General features: G+C 64.2%; 17 protein-coding genes. 8 read left to right on the forward strand and 9 right to left on the reverse strand.

Going from position 1 to position 19,963, the window contains the following annotated elements; all coding sequences use genetic code 11:
• Nucleotides 1-82: 82 nt before the first annotated feature.
• Complete coding sequence (locus QX070_RS28120; protein ID WP_315740406.1) at nucleotides 83-1,780, forward strand: diguanylate cyclase domain-containing protein; 1,698 nt, start codon at nucleotides 83-85, stop codon at nucleotides 1,778-1,780.
• Nucleotides 1,781-1,803: 23 nt separating this feature from the next.
• Here the strand turns inward: QX070_RS28120 and QX070_RS28125 are convergent, their stop codons facing one another.
• Nucleotides 1,804-2,790 (reverse strand): GGDEF domain-containing protein, encoded by a 987-nt coding sequence (locus QX070_RS28125; protein WP_315740505.1) that lies wholly within the window; start codon nucleotides 2,788-2,790, stop codon nucleotides 1,804-1,806.
• A gap of 324 nt (nucleotides 2,791-3,114) precedes the next feature.
• Between QX070_RS28125 and leuS the strand changes: the two genes are divergently transcribed.
• Genes leuS through holA form a run of 3 tightly spaced genes read left to right on the forward strand, consistent with a single transcriptional unit; the run spans nucleotide 3,115 to nucleotide 7,324 of the window.
• The gene (leuS, locus tag QX070_RS28130; RefSeq protein WP_315740407.1) at nucleotides 3,115-5,739 is read left to right on the forward strand and encodes a leucine--tRNA ligase; all 2,625 of its coding nucleotides are present in this window, start codon (nucleotides 3,115-3,117) and stop codon (nucleotides 5,737-5,739) included.
• Nucleotides 5,726-6,277 (forward strand): LPS assembly lipoprotein LptE, encoded by a 552-nt coding sequence (gene lptE, locus QX070_RS28135; protein WP_315740408.1) that lies wholly within the window; start codon nucleotides 5,726-5,728, stop codon nucleotides 6,275-6,277. The genes leuS and lptE overlap by 14 nt, the downstream gene beginning before the upstream one ends.
• 18 nt (nucleotides 6,278-6,295) lie before the next feature.
• Complete coding sequence (gene holA / locus QX070_RS28140) at nucleotides 6,296-7,324, forward strand: DNA polymerase III subunit delta (RefSeq protein WP_315740409.1); 1,029 nt, start codon at nucleotides 6,296-6,298, stop codon at nucleotides 7,322-7,324.
• Between the two features lie 384 nt (nucleotides 7,325-7,708).
• Here the strand turns inward: holA and QX070_RS28145 are convergent, their stop codons facing one another.
• From QX070_RS28145 to hemJ, 7 genes are all read right to left on the reverse strand, one after another.
• Nucleotides 7,709-8,605 (reverse strand): ParB/RepB/Spo0J family partition protein, encoded by an 897-nt coding sequence (locus QX070_RS28145; protein ID WP_315740410.1) that lies wholly within the window; start codon nucleotides 8,603-8,605, stop codon nucleotides 7,709-7,711.
• 153 nt (nucleotides 8,606-8,758) lie between these two features.
• Nucleotides 8,759-9,610 (reverse strand): ParA family protein, encoded by an 852-nt coding sequence (locus QX070_RS28150; RefSeq protein WP_315740411.1) that lies wholly within the window; start codon nucleotides 9,608-9,610, stop codon nucleotides 8,759-8,761.
• Between the two features lie 34 nt (nucleotides 9,611-9,644).
• Nucleotides 9,645-10,313 (reverse strand): 16S rRNA (guanine(527)-N(7))-methyltransferase RsmG, encoded by a 669-nt coding sequence (gene rsmG / locus QX070_RS28155; RefSeq protein ID WP_409998831.1) that lies wholly within the window; start codon nucleotides 10,311-10,313, stop codon nucleotides 9,645-9,647.
• A 10-nt stretch (nucleotides 10,314-10,323) separates the two neighbouring features.
• A complete protein-coding gene (mnmG, locus tag QX070_RS28160; protein WP_315740412.1) occupies nucleotides 10,324-12,201 on the reverse strand; it encodes a tRNA uridine-5-carboxymethylaminomethyl(34) synthesis enzyme MnmG in 1,878 nt (625 codons plus the stop codon).
• A 235-nt stretch (nucleotides 12,202-12,436) separates the two neighbouring features.
• Entirely contained in the window at nucleotides 12,437-13,774 is a 1,338-nt protein-coding gene (gene mnmE, locus QX070_RS28165) for a tRNA uridine-5-carboxymethylaminomethyl(34) synthesis GTPase MnmE (RefSeq protein ID WP_315740413.1), read from the reverse strand.
• Between the two features lie 179 nt (nucleotides 13,775-13,953).
• Complete coding sequence (rho, locus tag QX070_RS28170; RefSeq protein ID WP_315740414.1) at nucleotides 13,954-15,219, reverse strand: transcription termination factor Rho; 1,266 nt, start codon at nucleotides 15,217-15,219, stop codon at nucleotides 13,954-13,956.
• A 240-nt stretch (nucleotides 15,220-15,459) separates the two neighbouring features.
• Nucleotides 15,460-15,882 (reverse strand): protoporphyrinogen oxidase HemJ, encoded by a 423-nt coding sequence (hemJ, locus tag QX070_RS28175; RefSeq protein WP_315740415.1) that lies wholly within the window; start codon nucleotides 15,880-15,882, stop codon nucleotides 15,460-15,462.
• Between the two features lie 414 nt (nucleotides 15,883-16,296).
• Here hemJ and QX070_RS28180 point away from each other — a divergent pair, with 414 nt between their 5' ends.
• The 4 genes from QX070_RS28180 to dnaQ are packed head-to-tail and all read left to right on the forward strand — an operon-like array spanning nucleotide 16,297 to nucleotide 19,135.
• A complete protein-coding gene (locus QX070_RS28180; RefSeq protein ID WP_315740416.1) occupies nucleotides 16,297-17,136 on the forward strand; it encodes a pyruvate, water dikinase regulatory protein in 840 nt (279 codons plus the stop codon).
• 11 nt (nucleotides 17,137-17,147) lie between these two features.
• On the forward strand, nucleotides 17,148-17,756 hold the full coding sequence (locus QX070_RS28185) for a Maf family protein (RefSeq protein WP_315740417.1): 609 nt from the start codon (nucleotides 17,148-17,150) through the stop codon (nucleotides 17,754-17,756).
• 38 nt (nucleotides 17,757-17,794) lie between these two features.
• Nucleotides 17,795-18,394: a dephospho-CoA kinase gene (gene coaE, locus QX070_RS28190; protein WP_315740418.1), complete on the forward strand. Its 600-nt coding sequence runs from the start codon at nucleotides 17,795-17,797 to the stop codon at nucleotides 18,392-18,394.
• A gap of 42 nt (nucleotides 18,395-18,436) precedes the next feature.
• Nucleotides 18,437-19,135 carry a DNA polymerase III subunit epsilon gene (gene dnaQ / locus QX070_RS28195; RefSeq protein WP_315740419.1) on the forward strand — a complete coding sequence of 233 codons (699 nt, stop codon included), beginning with the start codon at nucleotides 18,437-18,439 and terminating at the stop codon, nucleotides 19,133-19,135.
• Nucleotides 19,136-19,193: 58 nt separating this feature from the next.
• Here the strand turns inward: dnaQ and secB are convergent, their stop codons facing one another.
• Nucleotides 19,194-19,682 (reverse strand): protein-export chaperone SecB, encoded by a 489-nt coding sequence (secB, locus tag QX070_RS28200; protein WP_315740420.1) that lies wholly within the window; start codon nucleotides 19,680-19,682, stop codon nucleotides 19,194-19,196.
• Nucleotides 19,683-19,963: the final 281 nt, after the last annotated feature.

Genomic DNA, 19,963 nt, shown 5'->3' on the forward strand with positions numbered 1-19,963 from the left:
GTTTGGCTGCAATTTTACAGAGTTCGAGAAAGGGTTCTTGAGCCCTTCTCCTTACCCTGCACGGCCGGGGTAGGGGAAAGAAATGCCAAGCATCCGCTTCAATCGCAATAGAGTGAAGCTGAACCGGTTGATGGGGATCCGCGCCCGGCTGGCGCTGCTCGCCCTGATCCTGGTGGCGCCGCTGATGCTGGAACGCGCGCGCTCCCTGGAAAGCGCCAGGACAAGGCAGATCGCGCTCGCATCGGAGGAATTCTTCGGCCTCGCCCGGCAAAGCGCCGACATGCAGCGCGAGGTCATCATGTCGGTGGAGACGGTGCTGAAGTCGACCGCCTATGTCCGGGCGTCGAGCACCGGCGTGAGCCGCAGTTGCGACATGATGCGCGCCAGCCTGCCGGCGACCCTGCCCTGGATCCGCACCCTGATGATCGCCGGCCGCGACGGCCGCATCCAGTGCTCGACCAACAACCAATATGTCGGGCTCGATTTCAGCGACCGGCCGTATTTCCGTGGCGCCCAGGAATCACGCGATTTCGTGTTCAGCGACTACCTGCTGTCGAAACCGTCGCACGTGCCGATCGTCATGGCCGCCTATCCGGTCGGCGCCATCACCGGCGAGCCGGACGCGGTGATGCTGGCGAGCGTGAACCTGGAATGGATGTCCAAGATCATGAACAATCTTGGCGGCCGCCCCGGCATCACGGCGGTGCTGGTCGACAGCGAAGGAACCGTGCTGGCAGCGCCCGTCGACCGCACCGAGCTGATCGGCCGGCCGCTCGACAGCGTGCCGTTGTTGTCGGCCGTTGCCGAGACCGCGCTGAGTTCGGGGAAGCCGACCGAGACGATGGGCTTCACGGCGGCGGATGGATCCAAGCGCGCGATCACCTTCACCCGGATCGCCGACACCGGCTCGCGGCTGATCGTCAGCATCGATGAGACCCGCGTCACCGCCGCCATCGACCGCGAGATCCGCAACGCCTATCTGCAGGCCGGCCTTGTGTGCCTGATCGTGCTGCTCGGCGCGCTGATCGCCGCCGAGAAGCTGATCGTGAAGCCCGTCAGCATGCTCGCCGCGACTGCCAAGCGCTTCGGCCATGGCCACTGGTCGGCGCGCGTTACCACCAAGCATCTGCCGTCGGAGTTCGTGCCGCTGGCAAAGTCCTTCAATGCGATGGCCGCCAAGCTCGGCCAGCGCGAGCGCGAGCTGGTCGCCGCGAATGACCGGCTGACGGTGATGGCGTCGATCGACATGCTCTCGGGGCTCGCCAACCGCCGCGGCTTCCAGAACCGCATCGACGTCGAATGGAGCCGCGCGCAGCAGGCCGGCACCGAGCTGTCGCTGCTGATGATCGATGTCGACCACTTCAAGCTCTACAACGACACCTATGGTCACCCCGAGGGTGACGCCTGCCTGTCACGTCTCGGCGAGACGCTGTCGCAGATCGCCGGCGCGATGACGGCTTTCGCCGGCCGCTATGGCGGTGAGGAGTTCTGCCTGTTGTTGCCGGGCATGGGTGCCAGAGAGGCGCTCGCGATCGGCGAGCAGGTGCGCGCCGCGGTGCTGGAGCTCGAGCTGCCGCATGCGACCTCGGCGCATCAATGCGTCACCGTGAGCGTCGGCGTCGCCTCGACGCGGCCGAACGAATCGCTGATGCCTTCCGATCTGATCGAAGCCGCCGACGCCGCGCTCTATGCGGCCAAGCATCGCGGCCGCAACACGGTGGTTGCACATGGCTTCGCGGATTTCGCTGACGACAGGAGCGGCGTGGTGCGCGCCGGATAGGGCGCTGCGGCCGCGGCCCGCAGTCAGCCGACCGCGAGCTTGCGGTCGAGCTCGAGCTCGGTGACGACGCGGTTGCGACCGAGCTTCTTGGCAAGATACAACGCGCGGTCGCAACGGTCGATGAGATCAGCCATCGATTCGCCGAACTGGAACTGGCCGACGCCGATCGACACCGTGATCTGCGGCAACACCTCGCCGGTCGAGCGACGCGTGAACTGACAGTCGGCGATGGTGCGTCGGATCCGCTCCGCGATGACAGTGCAACCTTCGAGGTCGGTCTGCGGCAGCACCGCGATCAGTTCCTCGCCGCCATAGCGCGCCGGAAGATCGTTGTCGCGGACGCGCTCGCGCAAGGCTTTGGCGACAAGGCGAAGCACCTGATCGCCGACGCCATGGCCGTAATTGTCGTTGAACTTCTTGAAGTGGTCGACGTCGATCAGGAGAATGCTGAGCGGCTCGTCGCGCTCCATCGCCTCGATCTGCGCGTGGCGGAAGAACTCTTCGAGCGCGCGGCGGTTCGGCAATCCGGTCAGCGTGTCGGTGCGCGCGCGCTGCTCGGACTTGTTGAGCGAGTCCCTGATGGTGTCGAGCTCGCGTGACTTTTCGGCAAAGCTCACTTCGAGTTTCGCAGCACGCGCGGTCGCCTGGGCGAGCTCGCTGACCAGGTTCTCGATCAGGATCTTCGGATCGACGCCCTGCTCGCTGCGTTCGGCAACGCCATCGATCGCCGCCATGTGCGTGCGGTTGTCGGCGATCGCGGCGGTCAGATAACTTTTGGCGGAGTCCATCACGCCATGCAACTGCTGCGAGACTTTGTGGACGACGGCCGCTTCCGTACCCTGCTGGCCGATGTACGTGTCGAACAGCGCCTGGTTGGTGGTCTTGTCGAACTTGCGCTTGTTGCTGACCAGGATGTCGACGGCGCGCTTGAGGTCCGACGCCGAGCCCAGGGAGTACTTGAACCACAGATGGAAGTTGTTAGGCGTCGGTGGCACGCGCTGTTGAGCCATGGATTTCATGGCCTTTTCCGCGACCGTCGTCGCGTACTCGAAGTCAAGCTCGTCGAACGTAGCGCCGGACACGATGTGGAGTGACCCCAGATGCGGGCGGATGCCTGGATGTATGCACTCAGTCTCCCATTCAAGTCTTAACCGTGCCTCAATCGGACCTTCGACACTGCCGGCAGAGCCCGCAAAAAAACTCACGATTACCGTCGCTTAGCAGATGCCCAAAATGGTATCATCATCTGTCGCCCCATTGACCGGGCTGCCGCTTTTGTGGCCTAGTCCGCCGTCTTCAAACGACGCGAATCCTCGAAAATTATAAGCGATTCCATGACATCCGAACGCTACAACGCCCGTGAAGCCGAGCCGCGCTGGCAGCGCCAGTGGGACGAGAAGGCGATCTTCGCCACGAAGAACGACGATCCGCGTCCGAAATACTACGTGCTCGAGATGTTTCCCTATCCGTCGGGACGCATCCATATCGGCCACGTCCGTAATTATACGCTCGGTGACGTGCTGGCCCGCTTTATGCGCGCCAAGGGTTTCAACGTCCTGCACCCGATGGGCTGGGATGCGTTCGGCCTGCCGGCGGAGAACGCCGCGATCGAGCGCAAGGTGGCGCCGAAGGCGTGGACCTACGACAACATCGCCGCGATGAAGAAGCAGCTGCGCTCGATCGGGCTGTCGCTCGACTGGGCGCGCGAGTTCGCCACCTGCGATCCGTCCTACTACAAGCACCAGCAGAAGATGTTCCTCGACTTCATGCAGGCGGGGCTGGTCGAGCGCGAGAAGCGCAAGGTGAACTGGGATCCGGTCGACATGACCGTGCTCGCCAACGAGCAGGTCATCGACGGTCGCGGCTGGCGCTCCGGTGCGGTGGTCGAACAGCGTGAGATGAACCAGTGGGTGTTCAAGATCACGAAGTACTCGCAGGAGCTGCTGGACGCGCTCGATGGTCTCGACCGCTGGCCCGACAAGGTGCGGCTGATGCAGCGCAACTGGATCGGCCGCTCGGAAGGCCTGCTGATCCGTTTTGCGCTGGATCCGGCGACGACGCCTGCGGGCGAGACCGAATTGAAGATCTTCACGACCCGGCCGGACACGCTGTTCGGCGCCAAGTTCATGGCGATCTCGGCCGACCACCCGCTGGCCCAGGCCGCGGCGGCGAAGAACCCGGAGCTCGCCGCGTTCATCGCCGAGATCAAGCGGATCGGCACCGCGCAGGAGGCGATCGACACCGCGGAGAAGCAGGGCTTCGACACCGGCATCCGCGCCGTGCACCCGTTCGATCCGAGCTGGACCTTGCCGGTCTATGTCGCCAATTTCGTGCTGATGGAGTACGGCACCGGCGCCATCTTCGGCTGCCCGGCGCATGACCAGCGCGACCTCGACTTCGTCAACAAATACGGCCTCGGCAATGTCCCGGTGGTCTGCCCCGAGGGCCAGGACCCAGCGAGCTTCGTCATCACCGACACCGCGTTCGACGGCGACGGCCGCCTGATCAATTCGCGCTTCCTCGACGGCATGACGATCGCGCAGGCCAAGGACGAGGTCGCCAGGCGGCTCGAGAGCGAGCCGCGCGGCGGCGCGCCGGTCGGCGAGCGCCAGGTCAATTTCCGCCTGCGCGACTGGGGCATCTCGCGCCAGCGCTATTGGGGCTGCCCGATCCCGGTGATCCACTGCCCCAAATGCGATGTCGTGCCGGTGCCGGCGCAGGACCTGCCGGTCGTGCTGCCTGATGACGTCACCTTCGACAAGCCCGGCAACGCGCTCGACCACCATCCGAGCTGGAGGCACGTCACCTGCCCGACATGCGGGGCCAAGGCGACCCGCGAAACCGACACGATGGACACCTTCGTGGATTCGTCGTGGTACTTCGCGCGCTTCACCGATCCGTGGAACGAGACCTCGCCGACGACACCTGCGGTCGCCAACCGGATGATGCCGGTGGATCAGTATATCGGCGGCGTCGAGCACGCGATCCTGCATTTGCTCTACAGCCGGTTCTTCACCCGCGCGATGAAGGCCACCGGCCACGTCGCCATGGACGAGCCGTTCGCCGGCATGTTCACGCAGGGCATGGTGGTCCACGAGACCTACCAGAAGGCCGATGGCACCTACGTCAATCCCGCCGAGGTCAAGATCGAGGTCGGCGGCAACGGCCGCCGCGCGGTGCTGGCCGCCACCGGCGAGGACATCACGATCGGCCCGATCGAGAAGATGTCGAAGTCGAAGAAGAACACCGTCGACCCCGACGACATCATCGAGAGCTACGGCGCCGACGTCGCGCGCTGGTTCATGCTGTCGGACTCGCCGCCGGATCGCGACGTGATCTGGAGCGACGAACGGGTGCAGGGCGCGGCGCGCTTCGTCCAGCGGCTGTGGCGGCTGGTCAACGAATCGGTCGCAGCAAGCCAGGAGGCCCCCTCCTCCCGTCCCTCCGACTTCGGCGCAGACGCGCTGGCGCTGCGCAAGGCCGCGCATGGCGCTCTCGACAAGGTGACCGGCGGCATCGAGCGGCTGCATTTCAACGTCTGCCTGGCGCACATCCGCGAATTCGCCAACGCGCTGGCCGAGGTGCTGGGCCGGCCGGCGACGCCGGCGCCGGACCTGGCCTGGGCGATTCGCGAGGCCGCTGGCATCCTGGTGCAGCTGATCTCGCCGATGATGCCGCATCTGGCCGAGGAATGCTGGCAGGTGCTGGGCCAGACTGGCCTGATCTCGGAGGCCTCCTGGCCGCAAATCGAACGCGATTTGCTGGTTGAGGACAGCATGACCCTGGTCGTCCAGGTCAACGGCAAGAAGCGCGGAGAAGTCACAGTCGCCAGCAACGCGCAGAATCCGGAAATTGAGTCTGCCGTTTTGGCCCTCGATGCAGTAAAACTAGCGCTGGACGGCAAGGCCGTTCGCAAGGTGATCATTGTTCCCAAGAGGATCGTGAATGTCGTCGGCTAGGTTTCGGATCGCTGCACGCCTGGTTGCCGTGGCCGCCTTGGCTGGGCTGACGGCCGGCTGCTTCCAGCCGATGTACGCGGAGCATGCCGACGGCACGCCCGCCCTGCGCGACAAGCTGATGGGCATCGAGCTGCCGCCGGTCGACAAGCCGAACGCCTCCCCCGAGGCGCGCATTGGCGTCGGTATCCGCAACGCGCTCGCATTCAAGCTCTACGGCACCGCGACCGGCACGGCCCCGACCCACAAGCTGGTGCTGCGGTTGCAGACCAGCCGGTCCTCGCTGATCGTCTCGCAGACGACCGGCCTGCCGACCACCGAGAATGTCGGCGTCGACGTGCAGTACAATCTGGTCGAGCTGGCGACCAACAAGTCGGTCATGACCGGTACGACCTTCGCGCGTACCTCCTACGACATCCCCGGCTCATACCAGCGCTTCGCCCGCCAGCGCGCCTTCCGTGATGCCGAGGATCGCGCCTCCGAGGAAGTCGCCGAGAAGATCAAGACGCGGCTCGCAGCCTATTTCACCGCCGGCACCTGACGCTCGGCTGACATCGCCGTGGTCGCGCTGCGCGGACGAGACATCGATGCCTTCCTGGCTAAACCGGACGCCGCCCGGCCGCTGATCCTGTTGTACGGCCCGGATACGGGCCTGGTCCGCGAGCGCGCCGAGGCCCTTATCGCGTCGGCCGTCGACAACCCCGATGATCCCTTCTCCGTGGTCAGGCTCGACGGTGACGAGCTCTCCGCGGAACCGTCGCGCCTCGTCGACGAAGCCATGACGGTGCCGCTGTTCGGCGGCCGGCGGGCCATCCGGGTGCGCGCCGGCTCGCGCAATTTCGCCAGCGGCGTCGAGACGCTCAGCGAGATGAATGTCCGGGACTGCCGCATCGTCATCGAGGCCGGCGACATCCGCCCCGATTCGCCACTGCGCAAGATTTGCGAGAAGGCCAAAACGGCGGTCGCGATCGGCTGCTACCCGGACACCGAGCGCGATCTCGCCAAGCTGATCGACGACGAATTGCGCATCGCCGCCCTGCGCATCGCGCCCGACGCTCGCGCCTCGCTGATGGCCCTGCTGGGCGGCGACCGCCAGGCCTCGCGCAACGAGCTGCGCAAGCTGACATTGTTCGCCCATGGCGAGGGCGAGGTGACGCTCGACCATGTGATGGCGGTGGTCGCCGACGCCTCGGAGATGAAGCTCGACCCGATCGTCGACGGCGCCTTCGGCGGCAAGCCCGAAATGGTCGAGACCGAGTTCGGCAAGGCGATGATCGCCGGCACCTATCCCGGTGTCATCATCTCCGCTGCGCAGCGACATGCAGCATGGCTGCACAAATCGGCCCTTGCCGTCGCATCCGGCACGCCCGTGTCGGCCATTCTCGAAGGCGGTTTTCCGCGGCTGCATTTCTCACGAAAGCCGAGCGCCGAGACGGCGCTGCGCAATTTCTCTCCGGCGCGGCTGCTGCCGATCATCGACCAGCTCGCCACCGCCGCCCTCGACATGCGCAAGCAGCCGGGCCTCGCCGCAGCCATCGCGCAGCGAACGCTGCTGTCGATCGCGGTGAACGCGCGGCGCAAGGGGTGAGTGGGCCCGAGGCCTTGCTCCAATCTCCGACGTCATTCCGGGGCGACGCGCGCCGGCGCGGCGAGCCCGGAATCCATCGGGCCAAGCGATCTGCCGAGAGATGGATTCCGGGTTCGTGCTGCGCACTCCCCGGAATGACGGAGGAGTGTTTCGAGATCGCAGAGTCAACCGTGACCAGGAAGCACCGGTCGTACCCGTCGCCTAATGAGTAACTCGTCGTGCCCGGGCTTGACCCGGGCACCCATCCCCTTGGAGCGAGCACCCTTAAAGATGGATGGCCGGGTCAAGCCCGGCCATGACGATGTGGTGAGGACGTCACAACAAAGCTGACGGGAGTTCGTCGGACGTATCTCGACAACGGGACAGCAATTACGACCTAACAGCCTAACCCTGCTCCAGCCGCCGCATCACCTCGTCGAGCTGCTCGAGGCTGCGGTAGGTGATCTGCACCGTGCCGCCGGGGTCGCGGTGGCTGATCGACACCGAAAGGCCGAGCGCATCGCCGACACGCTTCTCCAGCGCGATGGTGTCGGCGTCCTTCTTCTCCGCCGGCGCACTGCCCCCAGAGCTGCGTGGCTTCTGCGGCTTGCGTTCCGGCACGCCCTCCTCGTGCGCGAGCGCCTCGGTCTGGCGGACGTTCAATCCTTCCGCGATGATCTTCTTCGCCGCCGACATCGGATCCGGCAGGTTGATCAGCGCACGCGCATGACCGGCCGAGATCTGTCCCGTCGCGATGAAGCCCTGCACCTCGGCCGGCAGCTTGGTCAGCCGCATCATGTTGGCGACGTGGCTGCGGCTCTTGCCGACGATCTTGGCGATGTCTTCCTGGTTGCGTTTGAACTCGTTGGCGAGCGCGTGATAGCCCTGCGCCTCCTCCATCGGATTGAGATCCTCGCGCTGCACGTTCTCGATGATCGCCAGCTCCAGCGCATCGCTGTCGCTGACATCGACCGGAACGATCGGCACCTCGTGCAGGCCGGCGGCCTGCGAGGCGCGCCAGCGCCGCTCGCCGGCGATGATCTCGTAGCGGTCGTGCTGGCCCTTCACCGGACGCACCACGATCGGCTGGATCACGCCGTGCTGCTTGATCGAGGCCGAGAGCTCGGCGAGCTCGCCGTCGGAAAACGTCTTGCGCGGATTGCGCGGGTTGGGCTTCAGAAACTCGATGGGCACCTTGCGCTGGTTGCGCGGCCGCTCCGGCGGCGCGCCGGCCTCGCGGCCGACGTCACCGATCAGACTTGCGAGACCCCGGCCCAATCGCGATCGCGACTCGTCGGCCATCGCCTTCTCCTTTGGATTCACGTCACGCTCCGCTTGCGTCTGCTGCCGATCGGTCCCGTCGGCACAATGAACGAGGGAACGGATTCATTTCGGAATCCGCTGCCGTCCTCGAATGAGATCCGGGCGACGAGGTCCCCCGGAGCAGAGGCAAAGTCAGTTCGTGCGCAGGTCACGCTCGCGCTGAATGACTTCGGTCGCGAGCTTGAGATAGGCCTCGCTGCCGACGCACTTCAAGTCGTAGACCAGCACCGGCTTGCCGTAGGACGGCGCTTCCGAGATGCGCACGTTGCGCGGGATCATCGTGTTGTAGACCTTCGATCCCATGAACTGGCGGACGTCGGCGACGACCTGGTTCGACAGGTTGTTGCGCGAGTCGAACATCGTCAGCACGATGCCGTGGATCGAGAGGTTCGGGTTCAGGGTCGAGCGCACCTGCTCCACGGTTTGCAGCAGCTGCGACAGACCTTCGAGCGCGAAGAACTCGCACTGCAGCGGCACCAGGATCGCGTCGGACGCGGCCATTGCATTGACCGTCAGCAGGTTCAGCGACGGCGGACAGTCGACCAGCACGTAGGTGTAGTCGTTCTCTGGCGAGACGTTGTTGTTGAGGCCGGCGATCGCATCGCGCAGACGGAAGGCGCGGTTGGCGGTGGAGCCGAGCTCGAGCTCGAGACCCGACAAGTCCATCGTCGAGGACGCGATGTGCAGCCGCGGCACGGCCGTCGCAACGATGGCGTCGCGCAGCGAGGCCTCGCCGATCAGCACGTCATAGGTCGAGCAGTTACGGCTGCCGCGGTCAATGCCGAGCCCGGTCGAGGCGTTGCCCTGCGGATCGAGGTCGACGATCAGCACCCGCTCGCCGATCGCTGCCAGCGCCGTACCGAGGTTGATCGCGGTCGTGGTCTTGCCGACCCCGCCCTTCTGATTGGCGAGCGCCAGGATGCGCGGATGCCCCTCCGAGTGCGGGGCTCTATCTTCTTGATAAATCTGATCAATTACGGCCATGCGCGATCGCCATTGGTTGTCGTCTTGACGGAATTCAGCTCTGTCGCTCGATGCAATCGATTGCGACGATCCAGCCCTGCCCGCCCGTCCGGCTGGAGTGAAGTTTCGACTCAATTTTCCAATACTTAGTAGATTCGGTCAATTCCGCTTCTACATCTTGACCCTTGAGAAACAGCGCTTTCGCGCCTTTTTTCACCAAGGGCTCCGCAAAGCCGATGAGCTGATGTAGCGGAGCCAGCGCGCGTGCGGTCACGCAATCGACTCGCCCGCTCCACTTCTCCACGATATCCCCGATCTCTGACAAATGCACGATCCCCGGAGCGCCGGTGACGCGAATTGCCTCGCGCAGGAACGCTGCCTTCTTGGCGTTGCGCTCGACCAAGTGAATCTGTGCATCCGGCCGATCGGCCAAAGCGCAGGCAAGTACGACGCCGGGAAAGCCGCCGCCGCTGCCCAGATCAACCCAGATCCTGGCGTCGGGCGCGAGATCGAGAAGCTGCAACGAGTCGGCGATGTGGCGCGTCCAGAGATGGGGCAAGGTCGACGGCGCGACCAGATTGGTTTTCGCCTGCCATTCCAACAGCAGCGCGACATAGCGATCGAGGCGATGCTCCGTTTCACGTGAAACGGGAATCAGCGCGAGCGCTGCCGCCTTGTCCGATTCGATCATCTTGGATGCCACCGCTGGCGATGCCTGTTTCACGTGAAACGCCTCAGCCGGTGGCCTTGCTGCGACGCGCTTCCCGACGGAGATAGGCCGCAAGGATCCCGAGCGCCGCCGGCGTCATGCCATCGATCCGGCCCGCCTGTCCGATCGTCCACGGCTTGGCTGCCGTCAGCTTCGCCCGCGCCTCATTCGAAAGACCCGGGACGAGCGCATAATCGACCCCACCGAGCACCAGGCCCTCATCGCGCCGGAAGGCATCGACGTCCTCGCTCTGGCGGCGGACATAGACATCATACTTGGCATCGATCTCCAGGTGGAAGGCGATGGCTGGATCGATCGCACCGAGCTCCGGCCAGATCGCTCTCACCTCGGAGAAGCCGATCTCCGGATAGGCCATCAGATCGAAGGCCGAGCGGCGCTGGCCATCCTTGTTGAGCGTGAGGCCATGCTTCGCCGCCTCGTTGGGCGTGATCGTCAGCGACATCGCCATCGAACGGGCAGCCTCCAACGCATCCATCTTGGTTCGATGGAAACGCGCGCGATCGCCACCGACGCAGCCGAGCGCGATGCCCTTATCGGTGAGACGCTGATCGGCGTTGTCCGCCCGCAGCGTGAGACGATACTCGGCGCGCGAGGTGAACATGCGGTAGGGCTCGGTGATCCCGCGCGTCACGAGGTCATCAATCATCACGCCGAGATAGCCGTCGGCACGATCGAACACGATCGACTCGCCGCCGCCCGCCGCGAGCGCCGCATTGAGCCCGGCTACCAGACCCTGGGCGGCAGCCTCTTCGTAGCCGGTCGTGCCGTTGATCTGACCCGCCAGGAACAGGCCCCTCATCCGCTTGGTCTGGAGCGTTGGCTCCAGCTCGCGTGGATCGACGTGGTCGTACTCGATCGCATAGCCCGGTCGGATCATCCGGACGCGCTCGAGGCCCGGGATGGTCGGCAGCAGCGCGAGCTGGACCTCCTCGGGCAACGAGGTCGAGATACCGTTCGGGTAGACGGTGGTGTCGTCGAGCCCTTCCGGCTCCAGGAAAATCTGGTGACCGTCGCGATCACCGAAGCGTACGATCTTGTCCTCAACCGACGGACAGTAGCGCGGCCCGGTCGACTTGATCTGGCCGGAGTACATCGGCGAGCGATGGACGTTGGCGCGGATCACCTTATGGGTCGCGGTCGTCGTTCGGGTAATCCCGCACTGGATCTGCGGGGTGGTGATCCTGTCGGTCAGGACGGAGAACGGCTCCGGCGGATCGTCGCCGGGCTGCATCTCGACCGCTGTCCAGTCGATCGTCGATCCATCCAGACGCGGCGGCGTGCCGGTCTTGAGCCGCCCAAGCCGAAATCCGATGGCTTCGAGAGACCGGGACAGCCCCAGCGCCGGCGCTTCGCCGACCCGGCCGGCCGGCCAGGTCCTCTCACCCAGGTGAATCAGACCACGCAGAAACGTGCCGGTCGTGATAACGACGGCGCCACAGATGAAGGTCCTGCCGTCAGTCAGCCGCAACCCCGCCACCCGCCCGCCGGTAGCGATCAGTTCGTCCGCCTCGCCTTCAATGACGGCGAGATTCGCGGTCTCCCGGATCGCCGACTGCATCGCGGCAGCGTAGAGCTTACGGTCGGCTTGGGCGCGTGGACCTCGAACGGCCGGCCCCTTCCGGCGATTCAGAACCCGAAACTGGATACCGCCAGCATCGGCGACGCGACCCATCAGCCCGTCGAGAGCATCAACCTCGCGAACCAGATGTCCCTTCCCCAGCCCACCTATGGCCGGATTGCAGGACATGGCGCCGATGGTCGCGAACTGATGCGTGATCAGGGCGGTTCGGGCACCCATGCGCGCCGCGCCCGCCGCAGCTTCACAGCCAGCGTGGCCGCCACCGATGACGATGACGTCGTAGGATGTCAGATGCTCGCTCATGAGGCTTATCTAGCGCGTGCGGACAACGCTCGGAAGACGTTTCACGTGAAACATTCGCCACCGTCGGGCAGGGAGGGAGATGTTTCACGTGAAACAGCATCGGTGCCATCTCGGACTTGTTTCACGTGAAACGTCCACGAGGGCTCTACCCTGTTTCACGTGAAACGATTGACGATCAGTTAACCAAGCAACATTTCATTAAGCATATCTACGTGCGCCGAGGCTCTTGACGCTGCTACTTTCCGATACAGAACTCGCGGAAGATCACGTCCAGCACATCCTCGACATCGACCCGCCCCAACAGACGCCCAAGCGCCAGTGCGGCGATCCGCAGCTCCTCCGCGGCAAGCTCCTCACCGAGATCAACAGCCGTAACGCTCCGACGAAGCGCCGCCACGGTCTCATTGAGCAGGGCTCGTTGCCGCTCCCGGGTGATCAGGCCATTCTCGGTCGATCCGAAGAAGTCACGGGCAAAGCCTATCAGAGCCTCCAACAGGCCGGCCACCCCTGCTCCGGTTCTGGCCGAGATCGCAAAGACCGGAGCATCGCCCTGCACCATCGCCGTGGCTGTCTCCTGCGGTCTCGGCAGATCGATCTTGTTCCGGACCAGCCAGACAGGCACCCCGCTTCGACACTCTGCCTCCGGCTGACTATCCTCGGACAGCCACAGCACGAGATCGGCCTGCGCAGCCCGATCCCGGGCCCGGCGCACACCCTCCTGCTCCACGGGGTCGTCCGTCTCCCGGATACCCGCGGTATCGATCACCGTGACGGGATAGCCCTGGAGATCGAGCTGGATCTCGATGACGTCGCGCGTGGTGCCGGCATGAGGCGAGACGATCGCCACCTCACGTCGGGCCAGCTGGTTCATCAAGGTCGACTTGCCCGCGTTTGGAGGTCCGGCGATGACGACCGTCAGACCATCGCGTAGCCGCTCGGCCCGGCCCTGCGCCGACAACACGGTCTCGATCTCTGCCAGGAGCTGTTCAATCCGCGATAGCGCCGACGCCATCAGCTCGGCTGGCACGTCACCTTCATCGGCAAAGTCGATCCCGGCCTCGATCAGCGCCGTAGCTTCGATGATCTGCTCACGCCAGCCCCGCGCCTTGTCGCCGAGCAGGCCCTTCAGCTGGCGCAACGCCTGGCGCCGCTGCCGATCCGTGTCGGCATGAATGAGATCGTCGAGGCCTTCGGCTTCGGTCAGATCGATCTTGCCATTCTCGAACGCGCGCCGCGTGAACTCGCCCGGCTCAGCAGGGCGCATCTGCGGCATCGTCGACAGCACCGAGAACATTGTCGCGACGACGGCACGGCTGCCATGGACATGCAGCTCGGCAACATCTTCGCCGGTGGCACTGGCCGGGCCGGGAAACCACAGCACGACGGCATCGTCGATCGGTTCGCCATTGCCATCCCGCAGCAAGGCGCGCGTCGCCATCCTCGGCAGCGGCAGTTTCCCCGCAAGCATCTGAAGGGCGATGCCGGCGTGAGGCCCGGAGAGTCTGACGATCGCAATCGCACTCGGCAGGCGTCCGGAGGACAGCGCGAAGATGGTCTGGTCGTGAGGATGCATGATCCTCAGTTGGGCTCACCGGCAGCGAAAGACAATCGGTTTGCAGCGGCATGCTTTACGCCGACGAACCATAACGGGCGGATAAGCATCGAGGACTTCTCGCCGGGCGCAGCGACAAACAAGTCAAACAAAAAGGGCGCTCCAAAGAGCGCCCTTTCCAAATCGAGACCGTGGGCCGATCAGGTGTTCATGGATTCGAAGAACTCGGCATTGCTCTTGGTGCTGCGAAGCTTGTCGAGCAGGAAGTCGATCGCGTCCATCGTGCCCATCGGATTGAGGATGCGGCGGAGCACGTACATCTTCTTGAGGTTCTGCGGCTCGGTGATGAGCTCTTCCTTGCGGGTGCCGGAGCGGGCGATGTCGATCGCCGGGAAGGTCCGCTTGTCCGCGACCTTGCGGTCGAGGATGAGCTCGGAGTTGCCGGTGCCCTTGAACTCTTCGAAGATGACCTCGTCCATGCGGCTGCCGGTATCGACCAGAGCGGTCGCGATGATGGTCAACGAGCCGCCTTCCTCGATGTTGCGCGCGGCACCGAAGAAGCGCTTCGGCCGCTGCAACGCGTTGGCGTCGACACCGCCGGTCAGCACCTTGCCGGAGGACGGCACGACCGTGTTGTAGGCGCGGCCGAGGCGGGTGATCGAGTCCAGCAGAATGACGACGTCGCGGCCGTGCTCGACCAGGCGCTTGGCCTTCTCGATCACCATCTCCGCGACCTGGACGTGACGCGCCGCCGGCTCGTCGAAGGTCGAGGACACGACCTCGCCCTTCACCGAGCGCTGCATGTCCGTGACTTCTTCCGGACGCTCGTCGATCAGCAGCACGATCAGGTAGCACTCAGGATGATTGGCCGTGATCGAGTGCGCGATGTTCTGCATCAGCACCGTCTTGCCGGTGCGCGGCGGCGCGACGATCAGCGCACGCTGGCCCTTGCCGATTGGCGCGACGATGTCGATCACGCGTGGCGACAGATCCTTGCGGGTCGGATCCTCGAGCTCGAGCCGGAAGCGCTCGTCCGGAAACAGCGGCGTGAGGTTGTCGAAATTGACCTTGTGCTTGGACTTCTCGGGATCCTCGAAGTTCAGCGTGTTGACCTTGAGCAGCGCGAAATAGCGCTCGCCCTCTTTCGGGCTGCGGATGTGTCCCTCGATGGTGTCACCGGTGCGCAGCCCGAAGCGGCGGATCTGCGAGGGCGAGACGTAGATGTCATCGGGACCCGGCAGGTAGTTGGCATCGGGCGAGCGGAGGAAGCCGAAGCCATCGGAGAGCACCTCGACGACGCCCTCGCCGATGATGTCGATTTCCTGGATCGCAAGCTGTTTGAGGATGGCGAACATCAGCTCCTGCTTGCGCATCGTGCTGGCGTTCTCGACCCCGTTTTCCTCCGCGAAGGAGACGAGCTCGGCCGGCGTCTTTGACTTGAGGTCCTGTAGTTTGATTTCCCGCATTGGGGTGGTCCTGTGGAAGCGACTTGGGAGGGATGCGAGGTGGCTGTGGGAAGGCGGACGAAAATGAGGTCCGCAGGTCTGAGCAAGGTTGGCGCCGATGAGGCACCAGACCTGATGCGGCGGCCGGTCAAGCCGGAACGCAACCACATCCGCCTGCGTGGGGTGGGATATCTACAATATAGAAAATCGCGCCGGCGTCTGCAAGGCGTCTGCAGCGCAGCGGTATTCCGAGGGAAACGGTCAGAACGGCTTGACGATCACGAGAATCACGATGCCTATCATTAGTACCGTTGGTACCTCATTGATATAGCGGTAGAATTTCTGGCTGCGGGTGTTCTTGTCGGCGCCGAATTCCCTGACCCAGCGGGTAAACAGTCCGTGGACTCCGGACATGATCAGCACCAGCAGAAATTTGGCATGAAACCAACCGCTGGTATACCAGTGGCCGGCCCAGACCAGATAGAGCCCGGCAAGCCACGTCACGGTCATCGCCGGATTGATGATCGCCTTGAGCAGGCGCCGCTCCATGACCTTGAACGTCTCGGACTGCTTCGAGCCGATCTCGGCGTCGCAATGATAGACGAACAGCCGCGGCAGATACAGCATGCCGGCCATCCACGCGATGACGGCGATGACGTGCAGGGCCTTGATCCACTCATACATCGGAGACTCGTGATCCTCTCGGCTGGTGATCAGCTTGCGTGCCGAGACATATCCGCTCGCTCAGTCCCCTCCAAACCAAATAATTTTAGAATCTTAAGGTTTGAGTCTAGGTAGCGGTGGATTGGACTCATGCAATGTCATCCGCAGTGTGCCCGCAGCTTGTTCACATCCCTCAACATGTGAGCTGCACACGCCGGATCGCCGCAGAGTTCAATGTGATTCAAACGCTTGCCGAAATCCTTCGACAGCTTATCCAGAGACAAACCGACCTCGTCCCGATATCATCGCGCTGCTGCCTGGCGCCGTCCCGGACGGCGACCATGTGCAGAACTATCGGGGTTATACAAAGGGAGCGGTCCGAGGCCGCTTTTTGGTCCCATCCTTCACAGGGATTCACAGATCGTTAAGGATTTGATGCCCACCACCGGCAATTACTTTCACCTGCATCTGGTTTCCGATTCGACGGGCGAAACCTTGATCACGGTCGCGCGAGCGGTCGCCGCGCAGTACACCAACGTGACCCCCGTCGAGCACGTGTACCCGCTGGTTCGCAGCCAGAAGCAGCTCGACCGTGTGCTCGACGAGATCGAGGAAGCCCCCGGCATCGTGCTGTTCACCCTGCTCGAGAAGGACCTGGTCAGCCGGCTCGAAGGCAAGTGCCAGCAGATCAACATCCCGAGCCTGTCGATCATCGGTCCGGTGATGCAGCTGTTTGAGGCCTATCTTGGCGCATCGACCGCCGGCCGCGTCGGTGCGCAGCATGTGCTCAATGCCGAATATTTCGCCCGCATCGATGCGCTGAACTACACGATGCTCCACGATGACGGGCAGATGGTCGACGGCCTCGAAGACGCCGAAGTGGTGCTGGTGGGCGTCAGCCGGACGTCGAAGACTCCGACCTCGATCTATCTCGCCAACCGCGGCGTGCGCACCGCCAACGTGCCGCTGGTCCCGGGCATTCCGATCCCGCATCAGCTCGAGACATTGAAGAAGCCGCTGGTCGTCAGCCTGCATGCGACCCCGGAGCGGCTGATCCAGGTGCGGCAGAATCGCCTGCTCAGCATGGGTGCGGAATCCGGCAATGAGAATTATGTCGACAAGCAGTCGGTGACGGACGAGGTCGCCTATGCACGCAAGCTGAGTGCGAAGTTCAACTGGGTCATGCTCGACGTGACGCGGCGCTCGATCGAGGAGACGGCCGCCGCGATCCTGAAACTCTATACCGACCGGCAGCGGCAGCGGCTTCCGGACTAGTGAGCGGATCAATGTCCATCTGGTGCAGTGACGAGCCTCTCATTCTGGCATCGCAAAGCCGCGCGCGGCGGATGCTGCTCGCGAACGCAGGCCTCGCGTGCGAGGCCCTTCCGGCCGATATCGACGAACGCGCGGTGCAGGCCGAAGCCGGCCTGGTGGCGCCCTACGAGATCGCGTTACACCTTGCCAACGCAAAGGCCGCTGCGGTCTCGGCAAGCAGGCCCAATTCATATGTGGTGGGCGCGGATCAGACGCTCGCATTGGGTGAGCGCATGTTCAACAAGCCAGCCGGCCGCCAGCATGCCATGCAACAACTGTTGGCGCTGGGCGGGCGCACCCATGCGCTGCACTCGGCCATTGCCGTGGTCCGCAACGGTGAGGTGCTGTTCTCGCATGTCGCAATTGCCTGGATGACGATGCGCGCCCTCACCGAAACCGAGATCGCAGCCTATCTCGATGTCGCCGGCGAAGCCGTCACATCCAGCGTCGGCGCCTATCAGCTGGAAGGGCTCGGTGTGCACCTGTTCGACCGGATCGACGGCGATCACTTCACCATACTCGGCCTGCCGCTGTTGCCGCTGCTCGCCTATTTTCGCGAAGCGAAGCTGCTCAGGATCTGATGCCGACCGCAGCCACGCGTAAGGGGGAGTGACCGCGGATGAGAGTGCTGGGTCTGACCGGCTCGATGGGCATGGGCAAGTCGACGACCGCAAAGCTGTTCGCGGAAGCCGGCGTGCCGGTCTACGACGCCGACGCGACCGTTCATAAGGTCTATGAAGGCGAAGCCGCGCCAGCGATCGAAGCCGAATTTCCTGGGACCACGGTGGACGGCAAGGTGGATCGGGCCAGGCTCTCGGCCAAGGTCGTCGGCGATCCCGCCGCGATCCGCCGGCTCGAAGCGATCGTGCATCCGATGCTGCGCTCCTATCATCAGAAGTTTCTCGACGACGCCGAGCAGTCCGGCGTGCCCGTTGCCGTCGTCGATGTCCCCTTGCTGTTCGAGACCGGCGGCGACAAGCGCGTCGATGCCGTGGTGGTGGTGTCGACCGCGCCCGAGATCCAGCGCCAACGCATCCTGGCGCGCGGCACGATGACGGAAGAAGCGCTCGATGCGCTGCTCGCACGGCAGATGCCGGATGCCGAGAAGCGCAAGCGCGCCGATTTCGTCGTGGATACCTCGCACGGGCTCGATCCGGTGCGGGCACGCATCCGCGACATCCTGGCGGAGGTCGTTAGAATGCCGCAGCGCCGGGGCTGATTCGCGAACGCCGGCGGCGCGGAATTCGACGGATCAGATCAGATGCGTGAGATCGTTCTCGATACCGAAACCACCGGCCTCGACGCCCTGCGCGGCGACCGCCTGGTCGAGATCGGCTGTGTCGAGATCATCAACCGTATGCCCACCGGCCAAGTCTACCACCGCTACATCAACCCCGAACGCGACATGCCGGCGGAGGCGTTCGCGGTTCACGGACTGTCGAGCGAGTTCCTGGCGGACAAGCCGCTGTTTCACGAGATCGTGGAGGAGTTCCTGGAATTCATCGGCGATGCCCCGCTGGTGATCCACAACGCCTCGTTCGACATCGGCTTCATCAATGCCGAGCTCGACCGGATCAAGCGCGCGGCCATTCCCAGGGATCGTCTGGTCGATACGCTGCTGCTCGCACGTCGCAAGCATCCTGGCGTGTCGAACCGCCTCGACGACCTCTGCTCACGCTATGCGATCGACAACTCACGCCGCACCAAGCACGGCGCGTTGCTCGACGCCGAACTGCTGGCGGAGGTCTATGTCGATCTCGTCGGGGCGCGGCAGTCGCAGCTGATCCTGACCCAGGACAGCCAGGAGATCCGCATCGGGGGGGCCGGCGATACGCCGCGCCGTCAGCGCGAGCAGCCGCTTCTGCCACGGGTCACGGATGCGGAGCGAGAGGCGCATCGCGCCTTCATCGCCACCCTCGGCGACAAGCCGATCTGGATGGAGTTTCTCGCCGGCACGTGATCCGCCGGATCGGCAGCGGATCACGCCCTGCAAACATCAATCGTAAAGCTGAACCAGATCAGCTCGACAGCACCTGGCCGCCCTGGGCCGCTGCCTGGCGCTCCATGTTCTGGCGGTACAGGCCAACGAAATCGACCGGGTCCAGCATCAGCGGCGGGAAGCCGCCGTCGCGCACCGAGTTGGCGACGATCTCGCGGGCGAACGGGAACAAGAGGCGCGGGCATTCGATGAGCAGCATCGGCGACAGGTTTTCGCGCGGAATGTTGACCAGCCGGAACACGCCGCCATACACCAGCTCGAAGCTGAACATCACCTGGCTGCCGCTCTCGGCCTTGCCCTCGATCGTCAGCGTCACCTCGTATTCCGTGTCATTCAGCGCGTTGGCGCCGACATTGATCTGGATATTGATCTGCGGCGGCTGGCCCTGCGGTGCCAGGGACTGCGGAGCGTTCGGATTCTCGAACGAGAGATCCTTGATGTATTGGGCCAGCACGTTGAGTTGAGGAGGAGCAGCCGCCTCGGGAGTGGCGCCGTTACCGTTGGTCATCGCAGTGTTCTCCAGGCAAAAAGGGCGGGTCGTTGCGGCGCGTGGCTACCATAGGGCCGGCTTGTTCCACAAGGACGAGCCACGGACGCCGCAAAAGGCCGAGACAAAGGATTGATCCGGCCGGCATGCCTCTATTTGTCGCATCGACCCCCGGGCGGAACCAGCGACCGGCCTACCCCGTTCCAATCAGGGGTCGATCGGATTTCCCCTTGAGAAGGAAAAGGGTTAGGATCGCTACGCCACAATGTGCCATTGGCCGGGCCCAATTCGATGACTACATC

It is taken from the genome of Bradyrhizobium sp. SZCCHNR1093 (assembly GCF_032381175.1).
Classification (GTDB): Bacteria; Pseudomonadota; Alphaproteobacteria; order Rhizobiales; family Xanthobacteraceae; genus Bradyrhizobium.

Coding starts and splice junctions, on each gene's coding strand:
- secB (WP_315740420.1), bottom strand. CDS start 19,682: ATGACCAACGGTAACGGCGCCACTCCCGAGGCGGCTGCTCCTCCTCAA.
- QX070_RS28185 (WP_315740417.1), top strand. CDS start 17,148: ATGTCCATCTGGTGCAGTGACGAGCCTCTCATTCTGGCATCGCAAAGC.
- rho (WP_315740414.1), bottom strand. CDS start 15,219: ATGCGGGAAATCAAACTACAGGACCTCAAGTCAAAGACGCCGGCCGAG.
- leuS (WP_315740407.1), top strand. CDS start 3,115: ATGACATCCGAACGCTACAACGCCCGTGAAGCCGAGCCGCGCTGGCAG.
- mnmG (WP_315740412.1), bottom strand. CDS start 12,201: ATGAGCGAGCATCTGACATCCTACGACGTCATCGTCATCGGTGGCGGC.
- coaE (WP_315740418.1), top strand. CDS start 17,795: ATGAGAGTGCTGGGTCTGACCGGCTCGATGGGCATGGGCAAGTCGACG.
- mnmE (WP_315740413.1), bottom strand. CDS start 13,774: ATGCATCCTCACGACCAGACCATCTTCGCGCTGTCCTCCGGACGCCTG.
- QX070_RS28125 (WP_315740505.1), bottom strand. CDS start 2,790: ATGGCTCAACAGCGCGTGCCACCGACGCCTAACAACTTCCATCTGTGG.
- dnaQ (WP_315740419.1), top strand. CDS start 18,437: ATGCGTGAGATCGTTCTCGATACCGAAACCACCGGCCTCGACGCCCTG.
- QX070_RS28145 (WP_315740410.1), bottom strand. CDS start 8,605: ATGGCCGACGAGTCGCGATCGCGATTGGGCCGGGGTCTCGCAAGTCTG.
- QX070_RS28150 (WP_315740411.1), bottom strand. CDS start 9,610: ATGGCCGTAATTGATCAGATTTATCAAGAAGATAGAGCCCCGCACTCG.
- lptE (WP_315740408.1), top strand. CDS start 5,726: ATGTCGTCGGCTAGGTTTCGGATCGCTGCACGCCTGGTTGCCGTGGCC.
- QX070_RS28120 (WP_315740406.1), top strand. CDS start 83: ATGCCAAGCATCCGCTTCAATCGCAATAGAGTGAAGCTGAACCGGTTG.
- hemJ (WP_315740415.1), bottom strand. CDS start 15,882: ATGTATGAGTGGATCAAGGCCCTGCACGTCATCGCCGTCATCGCGTGG.
- QX070_RS28180 (WP_315740416.1), top strand. CDS start 16,297: ATGCCCACCACCGGCAATTACTTTCACCTGCATCTGGTTTCCGATTCG.